The 16,384-nt window shown below is 73.7% G+C and carries 10 protein-coding genes; 5 read left to right on the top strand and 5 right to left on the bottom strand.

The features are described 5' to 3' along the window. Window positions 1–94: 94 nt before the first annotated feature. From ACFWJW_RS25895 to ACFWJW_RS25880, 4 genes are all read right to left on the bottom strand, one after another. A complete protein-coding gene (locus ACFWJW_RS25895; RefSeq protein ID WP_387245885.1) occupies window positions 95–910 on the bottom strand; it encodes a hypothetical protein in 816 nt (271 codons plus the stop codon). 324 nt (window positions 911–1,234) lie between these two features. Continuing rightward, the gene (prfB, locus tag ACFWJW_RS25890) at window positions 1,235–2,341 is read right to left on the bottom strand and encodes a peptide chain release factor 2 (protein WP_387245883.1); all 1,107 of its coding nucleotides are present in this window, start codon (window positions 2,339–2,341) and stop codon (window positions 1,235–1,237) included. Between the two features lie 156 nt (window positions 2,342–2,497). Continuing rightward, complete coding sequence (locus ACFWJW_RS25885; RefSeq protein ID WP_387245881.1) at window positions 2,498–3,766, bottom strand: serine/threonine-protein kinase; 1,269 nt, start codon at window positions 3,764–3,766, stop codon at window positions 2,498–2,500. Between the two features lie 239 nt (window positions 3,767–4,005). Further along, on the bottom strand, window positions 4,006–5,667 hold the full coding sequence (locus tag ACFWJW_RS25880) for a protein kinase (RefSeq protein ID WP_387245879.1): 1,662 nt from the start codon (window positions 5,665–5,667) through the stop codon (window positions 4,006–4,008). A 513-nt stretch (window positions 5,668–6,180) separates the two neighbouring features. Between ACFWJW_RS25880 and ACFWJW_RS25875 the strand changes: the two genes are divergently transcribed. The 5 genes from ACFWJW_RS25875 (at window position 6,181) to ACFWJW_RS25855 (ending at window position 15,495) form a co-directional block, all read left to right on the top strand. Beyond that, window positions 6,181–9,753, top strand: coding sequence for an FtsK/SpoIIIE domain-containing protein (locus tag ACFWJW_RS25875; protein ID WP_387245944.1), 3,573 nt, complete (start codon window positions 6,181–6,183; stop codon window positions 9,751–9,753). Window positions 9,754–10,347: 594 nt separating this feature from the next. Then, window positions 10,348–11,679, top strand: a complete 1,332-nt coding sequence (locus ACFWJW_RS25870) for an ABC transporter substrate-binding protein (RefSeq protein ID WP_387245942.1) — start codon at window positions 10,348–10,350, stop codon at window positions 11,677–11,679. Window positions 11,680–11,842: 163 nt separating this feature from the next. Next, complete coding sequence (locus ACFWJW_RS25865) at window positions 11,843–13,210, top strand: carbohydrate ABC transporter permease (RefSeq protein WP_387245877.1); 1,368 nt, start codon at window positions 11,843–11,845, stop codon at window positions 13,208–13,210. Then, on the top strand, window positions 13,207–14,118 hold the full coding sequence (locus ACFWJW_RS25860; protein WP_387245875.1) for a carbohydrate ABC transporter permease: 912 nt from the start codon (window positions 13,207–13,209) through the stop codon (window positions 14,116–14,118). The genes ACFWJW_RS25865 and ACFWJW_RS25860 overlap by 4 nt, the downstream gene beginning before the upstream one ends. 417 nt (window positions 14,119–14,535) lie before the next feature. Then, entirely contained in the window at window positions 14,536–15,495 is a 960-nt protein-coding gene (locus ACFWJW_RS25855; RefSeq protein ID WP_387245873.1) for a class I SAM-dependent methyltransferase, read from the top strand. A gap of 136 nt (window positions 15,496–15,631) precedes the next feature. Here ACFWJW_RS25855 and ACFWJW_RS25850 read toward each other — a convergent pair whose 3' ends face one another. Beyond that, complete coding sequence (locus ACFWJW_RS25850) at window positions 15,632–16,318, bottom strand: class I SAM-dependent methyltransferase (protein WP_387245871.1); 687 nt, start codon at window positions 16,316–16,318, stop codon at window positions 15,632–15,634. Window positions 16,319–16,384: the final 66 nt, after the last annotated feature.

Genomic DNA, 16,384 nt, shown 5'->3' with positions numbered 1-16,384 from the left:
CCGCGCGGTTCGGGGGCGGCGGCGGCGCCGGCCCCCCGGGGGGGCCGGGCCCGCGGCCCGGGCCCGCGCCCCTCCAGCTGTGACGTGCGGGCGATCAGGCCGCCGCGGCGCCGCCGCCGTTCTTGTTGATCAGGCGGGGCAGCATACGGAAGCCCACACCGCCGGCGATCATCGTGGCCGCACCGATGAGCAGGACGGTGGTGCCGGAGGAACCGGTCTCCGCCAGCTCGCCGCCCTTGGCCTGCTGCTTGGCCTGGCCGGGGGTGTCAGCGATCTGCTCCTTGCCCTGGCCGGGCTGCTCGATCGGCTTGGAGCCCTCGTTGTCCGGGCCGGTGCCGGTGTCACCGATGGAGGCGCCACTGTCGCCGGTGCTGCCGGAGTTGCCGGTGCCGCCGGAGTTCTGGTTACCGCCGGTGGTGCTGCCGGTGCCGCCGGTGGACTGGTCACCACCGGTGCTGTCGTCGCCACCGGTCGTGCTGCCGGTGCCACCGGTGGACTGGTCACCACCGGTGGTGTCGTCACCGCCGGTCGTGCTGCCGGTGCCACCGGTGGAGTCGTCGCCACCGATACCGCCGGTGGAGTCGTCGCCACCGGTGCTGTCGTCGCCACCGATACCGCCGGTGCTGTCGTCGCCACCGATACCGCCGGTGGAGTCGTCACCACCGATCTCGCCGCCGGTGCTGTCGTCGCCGCCGGTACCGCCGGTGGTCTCGTCGCCACCGGTGTCGCCACCGGAGTCGCCGCCGCCGATGATCCCGCCGATGATGCCGCCGATGATCCCGCCGTCCTGGCCCGGGGTCTCACCCGGGCTGGCCGCGGAAGCCGCGCCGGCGGCGGTGAGCGACGCACCGGCCGCGATCACCGCACCGGCCGCAATGCGCGCTACGCGCAGCCGCGTCTTCTTCGTCATGTACTGCTACCCCCAGTAGCTGAACTCGTCATTGGAGCACCGCTGTACGGGGCGACGAGCCGATGCCGGGGTACGCGAGTTTCAGCTCCGCGCCGTGGGGCGATCCGCCCCCATCCCCGTTACCGCACGCGCCCCAGACATACGCATGCCGCGCTCAGCCTTCCCAGTTCCGCGACTATCGTCAAGGTCGATTAAAGGCCGGATGCCCGAATTACCAAGTGTTGGGCGGTACATGGACATACGACTGTGACCAAACCCCCACAGCAAAAACAACTACCTCCCCAGGGGAGGCAGTTGTTTCACCTTCGGACGGGGGCGCCCCGTTTACTTTTCCTGCTGCTTCCGCCAGCGGATTCCGGCCTCCAGGAAGCCGTCGATATCGCCGTCCAGCACACCGGTGGGGTTGCCGACCTCGAACTCGGTCCGCAGGTCCTTGACCATCTGGTACGGGTGCAGGACGTACGAACGCATCTGGTTGCCCCAGGAATTGCCGCCGTCGCCCTTGAGCGCGTCCATCTTGGCCTGCTCCTCCTGGCGGCGGCGCTCAAGGAGCTTGGCCTGGAGGACGTTCATCGCGGTCGCCTTGTTCTGGATCTGCGAGCGCTCGTTCTGACAGGAGACGACGATGCCGGTGGGGATGTGCGTCAGCCGGACCGCGGAGTCGGTGGTGTTGACGCCCTGGCCGCCGGGGCCGGACGAACGGTAGACGTCCACCCGCAGCTCGGACTCGTCGATGTCGATGTGGTCGGTCTGCTCGACGACGGGCAGCACCTCGACGCCGGCGAACGACGTCTGGCGGCGGCCCTGGTTGTCGAACGGCGAGATGCGCACCAGGCGGTGCGTGCCCTGCTCGACGGAGAGCGTGCCGTAGGCGTACGGCACCTGCACGGCGAAGGTGGTCGACTTGATGCCGGCCTCTTCCGCGTACGAGGTCTCGTAGAGCTCGGTCTTGTAGCCGTGCCGCTCGGCCCAGCGCAGATACATCCGCTGGAGCTTCTCGGCGAAGTCGGCGGCGTCGACGCCACCGGCCTCGGCGCGGATGTTGACGACCGCCTCACGGGAGTCGTACTCGCCGGACAGGAGGGTGCGGACCTCCAGCTCGTCGACCGCCTTGCGGACGGCGGCCAGCTCGTCCTCCGCCTCGGCCCGGGCGTCCTCGTCGCCCTCGGCCTCGGCGAGCTCGAAGAGCACCTCGAGGTCGTCGACCCGGCCGCGCAGGTCCTCGGCCTTGCGCAGCTGGCCCTGGAGGTAGGACAGCCGGCTGGTGATCTTCTGTGCGTTCTCCGGGTCGTCCCACAGGGACGGCGCCGCGGCCTGCTCCTCGAGCACGGCGACATCGGCCCTCATCTTGTCGAGGTCCAGGACGGCCTCGATCGACCCCATGGTCGAGGAGAGGGACTTCAGCTCTTCGGATACATCGACGACTGCCACGCACCCAGCCTAACGGCTGCCACCGTCAGCGTGACCCGGCCCCGGCAGGCCGGACCCGCCCGGAGCCGCCGCCACCGGGCCCACGACGGCCCGGACGCCGGTCACCGCGCCGGTCACCGCCGGGGCCCGGCGCGGCCGCCACGGGCCCGGGGAGCGTTACGGAGTGTCGGGTTCCGACTGGTGGACGCCCGGTGTGGCGCCGTCCGGCTCGTCGTCGGCCGAGACCAGCCAGCCGCCCAGACCTGCCGCCACGAGCGCCGCGGCGGCGGCCGCGCCCAGCTTGATCCGGCGGCGGCGCACCGCCTCCGGCGCCGCACGGTGCCGGGCCGAGCCCGCCCGGCGCTCACCGGCGGCGCGCGGGGCCCGCGCGGTGCCGTGTGCGCCGCCCGCCAGCTCGTCCGGGCCCGGGACCCGCATGCTGGTGTGCGTCTCCCGGTTGGAGTCGGGGACCGCGCCCTGGACCAACGGGACCGCGCCGCGCGGCGGGGTGGCCTCGGCCGGCGCCGCCGACGGGTAGTACGCCTCCTCGCGGGCGCCGGCGCCCTCCTGCTCGCCCTCCGGGTCGTCGTCGTCCGGCTCGTCGATGTCCAGCGGCGGCATGCCCGCCAGACCGGGCAGCAGCTCGCGCAGCCGGGCGGCGAGCTCCGGGGCACGCAGCCGGGAGGCCGGCGCCTTGGCCAGGCACTGGAGCAGCAGCTGCCACAGCTCGTCGGGGATACCGGGCAGCGGCGCCACGCTCTCGGTCACATGGCGGCGCAGCACCGCGCCGGGGTGACCGCCCCCGAAGGGCGTGAATCCGGCGAGCAGCTCGTACAGGACGGTCGCCAGCGCGTAGACGTCCACGGAGGCCCGCGGCGGCAGGCCCTCGATGATCTCCGGGGCGAGGTAGTCGGGGGTGCCGATGACCTTGGTCGCCCTGGTCCGGCGCGGGGAGTCGACGAGCCGGGCGATACCGAAGTCGGTGAGCAGCGCGGGGTGCGCGCCACCGGGGCCGAGCGGGCCCTGCATGTTCAGCAGGACGTTCTCGGGCTTGACGTCGCGGTGCACGATCCGGGCGGCGTGCGCGGCGGCGAGCCCGTCGGCCACATCGGCGGCGATCGCGACGGCGGCCTCCGGGGCCAGCCGGCGTTCGCGCTCCAGACGGGTCCGCAGATCGGTGCCCCGTACGAGCTCCATGACCAGCGCCAGGTCATTGCCGTCGACGACGAGATCACGGACGCCGACGACATGGGGATGGTCCAGGCCCAGCAGCGCCGCCCGCTCCTGTACGAAGCGGCCGACGAGCTCCTGGTCGGCCGCGAGCTCCTCACGCAACAGCTTGATGGCCACGGCCCCTTCGGGACCCTCGCCCAGCCATACCGTGCCGGCACTGCCGCGCCCCAGGATCTGGTGGGCGGTGTACCGGCTGCCGATCTTCCGTGCCAAGACTGCTCCGACGTGTCGGGCCCCCGAGCGTCCTGCGGGGGCTGAGGTTGGCGTCAAAGCTACGCGGATGCCAGGGGGTTCAATGCCCCGGACGGTGGCAACCTTCACTTCTGTGAGCGAAATTCTCCGCCGGAAGTCGACAAATCCACTGGGTGGGTCTTACGGCGCCTCCGCGGACCGGCACCGCCCACGACAGCGCGCCGCCCGCGGGCTCCGGGGAGCGCGCGGGCGGCGGGCGGTCAGCGGCCGATTTTCTCGACGAACCGCTGCACTTCGTTGAAGACGTGCCCGACCTGGGAGAAGAAGCCCCTGGTCGTGCCGATCCACTCCTGGAGCGGGGTCAGCTCCCAGATGAGCCAGGCCGCCACGAACAGGAGTATCAGCGTGAACAGACAGCCCTTGAGGCAGCCCAGGCCCGGGATCTTCATCGGGTTGGCGCTGCGCTGACGGGGCTCGCGCCGGGGCCTCGGCTCCGGCGCGGGCGGCCGCTGCGGCTCGTAGCGCTGCGGCGGCGGCTCCCGGCGCCGCTGCGGGGCCGGCGGCTGCTGCTGCGGCGCCTGCTGGGCGTACGGCACCGGAGCGGGCTGCTGCCGGTACTGGGGCTGCTGCGGGCGCTGCGGCGGCTGCTGCGGGGCGGCCTGCCGCTGCGGACGGCGGCGCAGCGGGTCCTCACTGGGGTCCAGGTACTGCACCTGGGTCTGCTCGTTGCGGTCGCGGGCGGCGCGCAGCTGGGACTCCCACGGGTGGGGCCCGTCCGGCTCCTGCGGCCCGCCGGCCGGTGCGCCCATGGGCATCGGCGGCATCGCCCGCGTCGGATCGCCCTGCGCACCGGGACCACCCGGACCACCCGGACCGCCCGTGGAGGGCAGCACGCTGGTCGCCGCGGCCGGGTCGTACGAACCGGCGCCCGATGGCAGCACCTGGGTGGGGTCGGCGTCGCCGCCGGCCTGCCCGTCGGCGCCCGTCCCGGGCACCGTGGCGGGCGCCGGGTCGGGGGCGAGCAGCGCGGCCACCCCGAGCGCCGCCTCGGCCTCGGCGGGCCGGGCGTGCACCCCGATGCCGGCCGCGACGGTGCGCAGCGCCCGGGCGAGGTTCTCGGCGCTGGGCCGCTCCTCGGGCCGCTTGCGCAGACAGCGCTCGATGACCGTCCACAACGGCTCGGGCAGCGTGCCGGGGCGCTGCGGCTCCTCGCTGAGGTGCCGGTGCAGCACCTCCAGGGCGGTTGACCCGGCGAACGGGGGACGGCCGGTGACCAGCTCGTACAACAGGATGCCGGCGCCGTAGATGTCCACGGCGGAGGTCTGCGGGCGGCCCTCGGCGGACTCCGGCGCCACATAGGCGGGCGTGCCGACGAACTCGTGGGTGCGGGTCAGGCCCGGGGAGTCGGCGAGACGGGCGATGCCGAAGTCGGTCAGCATCGGGTGCATCTCGCTGCTGCCGTCCGAGCCGGCCAGCAGGACGTTGGCGGGCTTGAGGTCGCGGTGGACGACACCGTCGGCGTGGCTGGCCGCCAGCGCGTCGGCGATCTGGGCGGTGAGCAGCGCGGCGGCCACCGGGCTGAAGGGCCCGTTGTCGCGCAGATAGCGGTGCAGGTCGGGGCCGTCGACCAGGTCCATGACCAGCGCGAGCAGATCGCCCTCGACGACCAGGTCGCGGGTGCGGACGATGTTCGGGTGGGTGAGCCGCAGCAGGACGGAGCGCTCCCGCAGGAAGCGCATCACCACGTCCGCGTCGTGCGCCAGCTCCTCCTTGAGGACCTTGATCGCGACGGTCTCACCGGGCTCTCCTGCCACGGCGGCCTCGGCGCCCGCCGTCTCCCGCTGGCGGGCACGCCAGACGGTGCCCGTGGCGCCGCGTCCCAGCGGCTCCTCGAGCAGGTACTTGCTGCCTACCGGCCGCACGTCATGCGCTCCCTGGTCGTGGTGAATCCCTTGCCCGGCCCGCTGGGTCAGCTGATCATCTCCGCGCGGCCCGTCCGACCCACTGTAGTGCCGTCGCACAAGCTTTTCGGTCCGGCGGCCCAGGGCGGGCTTGTGGGAAAGACGCGGGTTCGGGACGGATGGTTGCCTGCTGCCCCCGGGAGGGCGTCTGCCGCCCCGGACGGTGCGGACGGTGCCCGCGCGTGGCCCGTGCGGAGACCTTCCGAGCTGACCACGGCGGTCGAAATCCGGCCGGGCACGGCGCGCAAGCAGGCACTTTTTCGCCCTTAGAAGACCAATCAAGATCACTGAACGGCGGTCGGCGGGCGCGTTGTCAGTGGCAGGTGCGAGGATGCATCCAGCACGATGCGGTGGGGGCGCGCGGCCCTTGTCGCGACGTGCACTTGGGACTTGTACGTGCCGATGTGCCCGGGTGCGGTGGGGGGAGTCAGCGGGCCCCCTGCCAGACCTTGGCAGAAGGGACCGTTGACGGCGATGCAGATCCGGCTGACCGTCCTCGGGCCGCGCAGCGGCCACACCACCCGGGCCTGCGATGTGCTGGTCACGGCCCCTGCCGGGACCGCGCTGGCGGCGGTGGCCGGCTCGCTCGCCGCCTCCGTGGCGGGCTCGGGTGCGGATGTCGGCGGTGCGGGCGGCGGCAGCGGCCCCGTCGTCCTGTATGCCGGATCCGAACGCCTCGATCCACAGCGCGCGGCCCTCGGCGAGCCCCCACTGATCGACGGCGCGGTGCTCTCCGTCCAGAGCCCCGGCCCCGCTCCGGCCCACGGCCTGCCGCACGGCTCCGCGCGGCTCCGCGTCGTCTCCGGGCCCGACGCCGGCGGCGTGCATCTGCTGCACGGCGGCCAGATCCGCATCGGCCGCTCCGCCGACGCCGACGTCCCCCTCGACGACCCCGATGTCTCCCGGCTGCACTGCACCGTGACGGTCGAACCGGACGGCTCGGTCTCCGTAGCCGACCTCCGCTCCACCAACGGCACCGTCGTGGACGGCACCGACCTCGGCGAACACCCCGCCCCCCTGCCCCCCGGCGCCCTCCTCCGCCTCGGCGAATCCGCCCTGCGCCTCCAGTCCGCCCCCGGCACCCCGGACGCCGCCCTGCCGACCGCACCGGATGGTGAGGGGCATCTGCGGATCACGCCGGGGGCCGCGGGCACGGCGGAGACCGCGGGAATCACGGGCACGGCCGTGGCGGGCCAGGCGATGGAGTACGGGGCCGCTGGTCCGCGCGGGGCCACTGCGGCCGTGGGCGGGGCGTATACGGGGGCGGGATCCGCGCAGGCGCCGGACGGGTCCGGGCAGACACCAGGAGCCGTGCAGGCACCGGGCGGAGCCGCATACGCACCATCCGGGTCCGCACACCCACCAGCCGGATCGGCACACCCACCGGCCGCGGCCTCGCAGGCTCCGGCCGCACCGGGCCGCCGGGACATCGCCCCGGGCCACCGGGACACCCCGGGCCGCCGGGACACGCCCCTGCGCGGCACCCCGGCCGGATACGGCAACCCGGGCGGAGCCGCATACGCCCCGGCCCCCGGCTCCGACGGCTCCCGCCGGGCCGGCGCCCCGTTGCCGGACACTTCCACCGGCCACGTCTACGACCGCACCACCGACGGCGGCAGCCCGTCCGCCGGCTGGGGGCCCGGCGTCCGGGAGCCGGCCGACGGCTTCGGGCCTGCCACCGGCCAGCAGCGGACGCACGGCGGGCAGCAGTCTTTGGCACCGGCCGACGAAGGCTCCCGTAAGGGCGGGCGGCGCGGCGGTATCGGGGCCTGGGCGCGGCGGCTGGCCGGCGGCCGGCCCGCCGTGGAGCGGCCGGACGAGGGCCGCCCGTTGGCGTACGAACCTGCCGGTGGCCCCGGGGCCACCGGCGCGGACACCCTGGACGCCGCCCCCGGCGCGGAGGCGCTCGCCGGGCCCGCCGCCGAGGAACGCTGGCCGGACGCCGCCGCGATCCTGCTCACCGCGCTGGGCCCCGGGCCACGGCTCTGGGAGCGCGGCCCGGACCACCCCGACGCGCTGGCCGTCCGGCTGGGGACGGCCGCCCGCAGCGGCGGCCGGGCCGCGCTGCCGGTCACCGTCGAGCTGCGCCGGGCGGGCTCCCTCGGCCTCGCCGGACCACGAGCGCGGCTGACCGGACTGGCCCGCTGCGCCCTCGCCCAGCTCGCCGCCCTGCACTCCCCCGGCACCCTCGACATCGTGCTGATCAGCGCGGACCGGGCGCGCCCGGCCGAGGAGCGGGTGGCGGACTGGTCCTGGCTCGGCTGGCTGCCGCAGGTCCGTCCGGAGCGTGGCCAGGACTGCCGGCTGCTGCTCGCGTACGACCAGGACCAGGCCCTGGCGCGCACGTCCGAGCTGGTGCGCCGGCTCGACGACAGCCCCCTGGGCCCCGGCTGGGCCGACGCCGAGCGGGCGGAGATCGCCGCCGCCGCGGCCCGCCACCAGGGCCCGTACACCCTCGTGGTCGTGGACGGCGACCCCGGCACCTCCGCACTGCGCGAGACCACCGCCCGGCTCGCTGCGGCCGGGGCGGCGGCCGGTATCCACCTGCTGTGCCTGGCCGAGACCCCGGCCTCCTCCCCCGCCTTCCCGCTGGCGGCGACGTACGAAGCGGCCCGGACGGCGTCGCCCGCCTTCGGGGAGTGCGGGGCGGTCGCGGTGCTCAGCGGCGATGTCGCCACGGCGCTGCGCGTCGTCCAGCCGGGCTCGGGCCCCAACGGCACCGTCGCGACGGTGGACGCGGTCTCCGGCGCCTGGGCCGAACGCTTCGCCCGGGCGCTGGCGCCGCTGCGCGAGACCGACGGGACGGCCACAGCGGCCGGGGGCGGTGCGGCGGTGCGGGTGGCCGTCCCGCTGCCCGATTCGGCGCGGCTGCTGGACGAGTTGGGGCTGGCCCGCGCCACCCCGGCGTCCCTGATGGCCCGTTGGGCCGCCGCCCTGGACACCGACCGTCCCGGCGCCGCCGCGGTCCTCGGCGCCGGCCCGCACGGCCCGCTGTACGCCGATCTCGCCGCCGACGGCTCGCACCTCCTCCTGGAGGGCGCGGCGGCCACCGGCAAGACGGAGCTGCTGCGTTCGCTGGCCGCCTCGCTCGCCGCCGCCGACCGGCCGGATCTGCTGTCGATGGTGCTGGTTGACGGCGGCGGCAGCGAGCGCGGCGAGGGGCTGCGGGTGTGTACGGACCTGCCGCATGTCACGACGTATCTCGCCGCCTCGGACCCGGTCCGGATGCGGGAGTTCGCCCAGGCGCTGTCCTCGGAACTGAAGCGCCGGGCGGAGATACTCGCCGGCACCCCGTTCACCGAGTGGCGCAGCAAGCATCTGCCGGCGCCGCGCATCGTGGCCCCGCGACGCTCGACCGAGGGGGGTCACGGAGAGCAGGAACCAATCACTCTCCGTAATCGTTGCCGTAACAAGGAGGAAGAAGGCGGCACCCCGGCGGACCCGTCAACGACCGGCACCCTACGACTCCGCCCCCGCAGCGGAACCCCCGGCGGAGCCCCCACCGATGGCCCCGCCCCCGAGTCGGCCGTACCGATGCCCCGACTCTTCGTGCTGGTCGACGACTTCGACGCCCTGGTCGCCCCTGCTCTGGGCAGCACGGGCCGGCCGGCCGCCGGGTCCGTGGTGCGCGCCCTGGAGTCGGTGGCGCGGGACGGGGCGGCGCTCGGCGTGCACCTGATAGCCGCGACCGGCCACCCGGACCGCACGGCGGAGACCGCGACCAGCGAACGGGCCGGTCTGCGCGTCCAGTTGGGCGCCGCCCCCGAGCCGTCCGAGCCGGTACCGACGGGCCGCGGACGGCTGTACCGCGCGGCGGACGGCTCCTCGACGCCATTCCAGGCGGGCCGCGTCACGGGCCGGATACCCCGTACGTCCACCCTCCGGCCGACGGTCGTCCCGCTGGAGTGGCAGCGGATGGGCGACCCGCCGGCCCGGCGCCCGCTGCGCGAGCTGGGCAACGGCCCGACGGATCTGGCCCTGCTCGCCAGCGCACTACAGCGAGCCGCCCAGTCCTCGGGCGCGGCGGCCACCCCGCCCCTGCTGTGAGACGCGGACGTGCGGTGAGGTGAGACGTGTAGGTGCGTGAGCGTGTAGGTGCCTGTGAAACGCGTACGCCACCCATAACAGCCCCGTCACGAAAGCCCGGTTGACGCGGAAGGCGGTATTGCGGACCCCGTGGCCAGGGCGTAGGACTGTCGCACACCGCACGGCAACGCACTGCGCGACGCACCACGCCGCACCGCAGCGACCTCGGCGCTCCCGTACGACGCGCCCCACGCCGCACCGGACCACGCGGCCGCACCACCGCTCGGCACCACCCGCACCACACCACCGCACACCACACCACAGCACACCACAGCACCGCACCGCACACCCGCACCGCAGGGACGCCGCAGCGCGACAGGGCGCGGTGTTCCTCGCAGTTGGCTCGGCAGGCGACGGCAGGCGCAGGGACAGGGGGCTACTGGGATGGGCAGACGACTGGACCGTATCGACCGGGCGGCTGAGCGGGCCGGGACCGGGGCCGGGCGGGCCGCGACCGGGGCTGAACGGACCGCGACCAGGGCCGGGCAGGCCACGACCGTAGCCGGGGCCGGACTGGCCGCGGCCGGAGCCGGGGTCGGGCGGGCCGCGGCCGGGTTGGCCGTGATCACAGCGGTCGCCCTGGCGCTGGCCGGATGCGGAAGTGGCGGTGGCGGGAAGAAAGGTGCGGATGAGGGGGGTGGGAAAGGGGGGAGTACTGCGCCGACGGTGCGGCTGCCTTCCTTGAAGGGGGAGAGGCTTCAGGTCACCGCCGTGTGGACGGGGGCGGAGCGGGACAACTTCGGGAAGGTGCTGGAGGAGTTCGAGAAGCGCACCGGTGCCACGGTCGACTTCGTGCCCAGTGGTGACGACATGGCCGGTTTCATCGGGTCCAAGATCGCCGGTGGTGGGCCGCCGGATGTGGCGATGCTCCAACAGGTCGGCGTGCTGAACGAGTTCGCCGGGAAGGGGTGGCTCAAGCCGCTCGGGGCGGGTGCCAAGGCGCAGCTCGCGAAGAACTATGCGAAGGGCTGGCAGGATCTCGGCGCCCACGAGGGCACCCCGTACGGGGTGTACTTCAAGGCCAGTAACAAGTCGTTGGTCTGGTACAACGCCCGGGCGTTCGACAATGCCGGTGCCAAGGAGCCGAAGACCTGGCCGGAGTTCGTCAAGGCGGCGGAGATCATCGGCGAGTCGGGTGTGGAGCCGGTGTCGGTGGGCGGGGCGGACGGCTGGACGCTGACCGACTGGTTCGAGAACATCTATCTCTCGCAGGCGGGGCCCGGGAAGTACGACCAGCTGGCGCAGCACCGGATCAAGTGGACCGATCCGACGGTCAAGCAGGCGTTGACCACGCTCGGGCAGCTCTTCGGCCGGAAGGATCTGCTGGCGGGCGGCAACTCCGGTGCGTTGCAGACGGATTTCCCGACGTCGGTGACCCAGACCTTCAGCGGTGGTGACGCTCCCAAGGCCGCGATGGTCTCCTCGGCCGATTTCGCCGCCGCCAGCATCACCCAGACCAAGGCCAAGGTCGGTACGGACGCCAAGGTCTTCCCGTTCCCGGCGGTGGGGGCCACGTCGCCGGTGGTGACCGGCGGGGATGTGGCGGTGGCCCTCAAGGACGGGAAGGCGTCGCAGGCGCTGCTGACGTTCCTGGCGTCGACGGATGCCGCGAAGATCTGGGCGCAGGCGGGCGGGTTCATCTCGCCCAACAAGGAGCTCGATCCGGCGGCGTATGCCGATGGGGTGATGCGGAAGATCGCCAGGGCGCTGGTGGCGGCGGGCGATGACTTCCGTTTCGACATGTCCGACCAGGCGCCGGCTTCGTTCGGCGGCAAGCCGGGCCAGGGCGAGTGGAAGGATCTTCAGGACTTCCTGAAGAACCCGAAGGACATCGCGGGCACGCAGGCGCGGCTGGAGAAGGACGCCGCGAGGTCGTTCGGGCGCTGAGGACGCGCAGTCGTCCGTGTATTCAGCGCGTTCGGGCGCTGAGTACGCCTAGTCGTCCGTGCACTCAGCACGCGTAGTCGTTACAGGTACTCAGCACGCGTAGTCGTCCGGGCACTGTGTATGTGCCGCCGTCCGTGTCGAGCGGGACCGGGGGACCGTCACGATGAGCGACGTACAGGTCAGCGGGGCCGGTGAGCGGCGCCGGAGGGGAGTCGGGGGCGGGGGCCGCGGGCGGGGGCAAGGGCGGGTGCGGGGCGGCCGCCGGTGGCTCGCCGTGGTGTTCCTGCTGCCGGCGCTGGTGCTGCTCGGTGCGCTGGTCGGCTACCCGATCGTGTTCTCCGTCGTCCGCAGTCTTTTCGACGCGTCGGGGGACGGCTTCGTGGGGCTGGACAACTACGGCGCGATGTTCTCGGACGAGGGCATCCGTACGGCGTTGCGGAACAACGTCGTCTGGGTGGTGGTGGCGCCGACGGTGTCGACCGTGCTGGGGCTGGTCTTCGCGGTGCTGACCGAGCGGATCCGCTGGGGCACCGCCTTCAAGCTGATCGTGTTCATGCCGATGGCGATCTCGATGCTGGCGGCCGGGATCATCTTCCGGCTGGTGTACGACCAGGCGCCGGAGCGCGGGGTCGCCAACGCGGTGTGGGTCGGCGTGCATGACACGTTCGCCGACCCGGCGCCGTTCCCCGGTGCCAAGCCGCGGCCGGGTGCCGTCCTGAAGCCGTCGGGGGGCGGTGCCTTCACCACCGGGTCGGCCGTGCGGGCGGGCGCTCCGGTGCTGCTGCCGCTGGTCGCCGTCCAGCCGGACGATCTGCGTGGTGCGCGGCCGGCGGCCGTCGCCCGGCCGCAGCCGGGCAAGGTCACCGGTACCGCGTGGCTGGACTTCACCCGGGGCGGTGGCGGCCGGCCGAATGTGATCGACGGTAACGAGAAGGCGCTGGCGGGTCTGCGGGTCGAGGCGGTCCGGGGCGGCCGGGTGGTCGCTTCGGCGACGACGGCGGCGGACGGCAGTTTCGCGCTGCCGGCCGGGCGGGCCGACGGTGCCCGGCTGCGGCTGCCCGCGGCCGATTTCGCGGAGGCGTATCGCGGTGTCGACTGGCTGGGTCCGGCGCTGGTCACCCCGGCCATCATCGGCTCCTATGTCTGGATGTGGGCCGGTTTCGCGATGGTGCTGATCGCGGCGGGGCTGGCGGGTGTGCCGCGGGAGCTGCTGGAGGCGGCGCGGGTGGACGGTGCGGGCGAGTGGCAGGTGTTCCGCCGGATCACGGTGCCGCTGCTGGCGCCGGTGCTGGTGGTCGTGCTGGTCACGCTGATGATCAATGTGCTGAAGATCTTCGATCTGGTCTACATCATCGCGCCGGGCTCCAGCATCCGGTCGGCGAATGTGCTGGCGCTCCAGCTCTTCCAGTCGTCGTTCGGTACGGATGTCGACGAGGGCCTGGGCAGCGCGATCGCCGTGTTCCTGCTGTTGCTGGTGCTGCCGGTGATGTACGTCAATCTCCGGCGCCTACGGAAGGAGCGTCGCCGATGACGACGGTGGAGGGTGTCGCACCGGCGGGGCGCTCCGGCGCCGGTGCCGTACGGGCCCGGCGGCCGCTCGCCGCGCGGCTGGTGGCGCGGGCCGGCGGCGGCGCGATGCGGGTCTTCCTGGTCCTGGTGGCGCTGTTCTGGTTGATGCCGTCGGTGGGGCTGTTGCTGTCGTCGCTGCGCAGTCCGCAGCAGATCGCCGAGTCCGGCTGGTGGCAGGTCTTCCGTGAGCCGGCCCGGATCACCTGGGACAACTACAGCCAACTGCTGTCGAACGACAAGGTGATGGGTTCGCTGCTGACCACGGCGGCGATCACGGTGCCGGCGACGGTGCTGGTCGTCGTCATCGGCTCGCTGGCCGGTTATGCGTTCGCCTGGATGGATTTCCCCGGCCGGGACGGCTGGTTCCTGGCGGTGGTCGGGCTGCTGGTGGTGCCCGTGCAGGTGGCGCTGATCCCGGTGGCGAAGCTGTTCGGCGCGGTCGGGCTCTTCGAGACGACGGCCGGGGTGATCCTTTTCCATACGGCGTTCGGGCTGCCGTTCGCGGTGTTCCTGCTGCGGAATTTCTTCGCGGAGATCCCGCGGGAGCTGCTGGAGGCGGCCCGGCTGGACGGGGCGGGCGAGCTGCGGCTGTTCACCCGGGTCGTGCTGCCGCTGGGCGGTCCGGCGATCGCGTCGCTGGCGATCTTCCAGTTCCTGTGGGTGTGGAACGACATGCTGATCGCGCTGATCTTCGCGGACAGCGGGCATCCGCCGGTCACCGTGGCCCTTCAGCAGGAGGTGCGGCAGTTCGGCAACAACATCGATGTGCTGGCGCCCGGCGCCTTTCTGTCGATGGTGGTGCCACTGATCGTCTTCTTCGCCTTCCAGCGCCAGTTCGTGTCCGGTGTGATGGCGGGTGCGGTGAAGTGATCTGCGCACGCGGGCCGGGTGCGTGAAGTGATCTGCGCACGGGGGCAGGGTGCCGCGGGGCCGCACGCCATCTTCCGTTCATTTTCGTCCGCCTACGATGCCGTCGCTGCCGTGCCACGCACGGTGCGGCCCGGCTCCGTCCTGGTGACTGCCTGAGCCGCGCCCGCACGTCCCGTGCTCCGGGGCGTGGCGCCCCGGCCCCTGCCGGGCCGCGCTCCCGCGCAGCGGCCCCGGCGCCGGGCGCGCCCACAACTACAGAGACGCACCACCGCGGAGACGCACCACCGCAGGCCGCAGCTCTCTCCCCGCGTTTCCCCGGTACATCCACGGCAGCCAGCGCCGGCACATATCGCAGCTCCCCCCACGCACGTGTCGTCTTACGCCCTACGTTCCCGACCGTCTGGAGACGGACCGCACATGACTGCCCCCATCGCAGACCAGAGTGCCGCACAACTCCCGCGCCCCACCCGGCTGTCCGAGGTCAAGGGCTGGTTCTTCACCGCGGACCAGCTGCTGTTCGACTGGTTCCTGACCCGCCAGAAGGAGCGTGCGGAGCCGGGTGATCTGCTCGAACTGGGGGCGTACATGGGCAAGAGCGCCATTTTCCTCGGTGCGCGGCAGCGGGCCGGCGAGCGTTTCACGGTCTGTGATCTCTTCGACTCCCCCGCCGAGGACTCCTCCAACTCGCAGGAGATGAAGAAGTCCTACGCGACGTTGACGCGGCGCGCCTTCGAGGCGAACTACCTGGCGTTCCATGAGGAGTTGCCCACCATCGTCCAGGGCCTCAGCTCGCTCGTCAGTGACCATGTCGACGCGGGTTCGGTGCGCTTCGCCCATATCGACGCCTCGCATCTGTACGAGCATGTGCACGGCGACATCCTCGCGGTGCGCGAGCTGCTCACCGGCGAGGGTGTGGTGGTGATGGACGACTACCGCGCCGAGCACTGTCCGGGGGTGGCCGCCGCGACCTGGCAGGCCGTCGCGAATGAGGGGCTGCGCCCGATCTGCATCACCGGCACCAAGTTCTACGGGACCTGGGGCGATCCCGAGCCGCTCCAGCAGGCCCTGGTGGAGTGGATCAAGGCCCGCGGCGACATCTGGCACGAGGTGCAGTACGTCAATGACGCCCCGCTGGTCCGGCTGAGCGCCAAGGGCGCGAAGGAGCCCGCCCACCCGGTGTCCCGGCACCGGTCCTCGGGCGGCCGCGCCCCGCAGCGGCCGGCTCCGGACCGGGCGCCGGGGGCCTCCGCGGCCCGTCCCGGTCCGCGCCCGCCGTTCCCGGCCCGCCGCATAGCGCGCCGGGTCGCCCTGGACATCCTGCCGCCGGTCCTCACCCGGGCGGTCGTGAAGGCCCGCAAGCGCGCCCGTACGCACTGACCGCGCCGCGCGGGGCCGGGCCGGCACACGTCCGCCCGGCCCCGCGCCCCGGCCCGCCCAGCGCGCGCCACCCGCCCGCCAAGCGCGGCACGGCCCGCCCAGCACGGCCCGGCCGCCCAGCACGGCCCCGGCCCGCCTAGCGCGGCACCTGCCCCACCAGAACGAACACATTGGCGCGCAGCAGCATCCCGGCCGGGCGGGGCAGCGGATGGGAGTAGGTCCGCCGTACCGCGAGCCCCGCGGACTCGGCGAAGGCGCGCAGCAGCGGGAAGTCGGTGAAGCGCACCGGGGCGGGGCCGGCCCGGTGCCCGGCCTCCTGCGCGGTGATCAGCAGCACCCCGCCGCCGGGCCGTACGTACGGCACATACGCCCGCAGCAGGCCCTCGACCTGTTCGTCGTCGAGGTGCTCCAAGACGCGTGCGGTCAGCAGCGCGTCGAACGCGCCGGGGCGGGCGTGCGGGCTCGCGAGGAAGGTGTCGGCCGTGTAGGCGGTCAGTCCGCGCTCCCGGCAGCGCGCCACGGACCGCGGGTCGTGGTCCACGCCGACGCTGCCGGGCGCGCAGCCGGCGAGGGTGTCGCCGGTGCCGCAGCCGATCTCCAGGACCCGTCCGCCGCCGATCCGCCGCAGCTGGCTGCGGAACGGGGAGCGGGCGGGCAGCAGCCGGGCCGGTCCGCGGCGTCCGCGCTCGGCCGGCAGCCGCGCGGTGGAGGCGGACGGGGCGGTGCCCGCGGGGGGCGCGGGCCGAGCGGTCCGGACGTCGCTGCCGGGCGGACCGGCGTCGGGGCTGTCGGTGGCGGCGGAGCTGTCGGTTCGGCCGGGCATCGGGACGCGGTCACCTTCCCTGGGGAACAGGGCGCACGGGGCGCCGTAAAGCTGTGCAACGGGTCT

This window comes from Streptomyces sp. NPDC127097, from assembly GCF_042724075.1.
Taxonomy (GTDB): Bacteria; Actinomycetota; Actinomycetes; order Streptomycetales; family Streptomycetaceae; genus Streptomyces.
The sequence above is the reverse complement of the archived record's forward strand: the minus strand, read 5'-3'. Positions and strand labels throughout refer to the sequence as shown.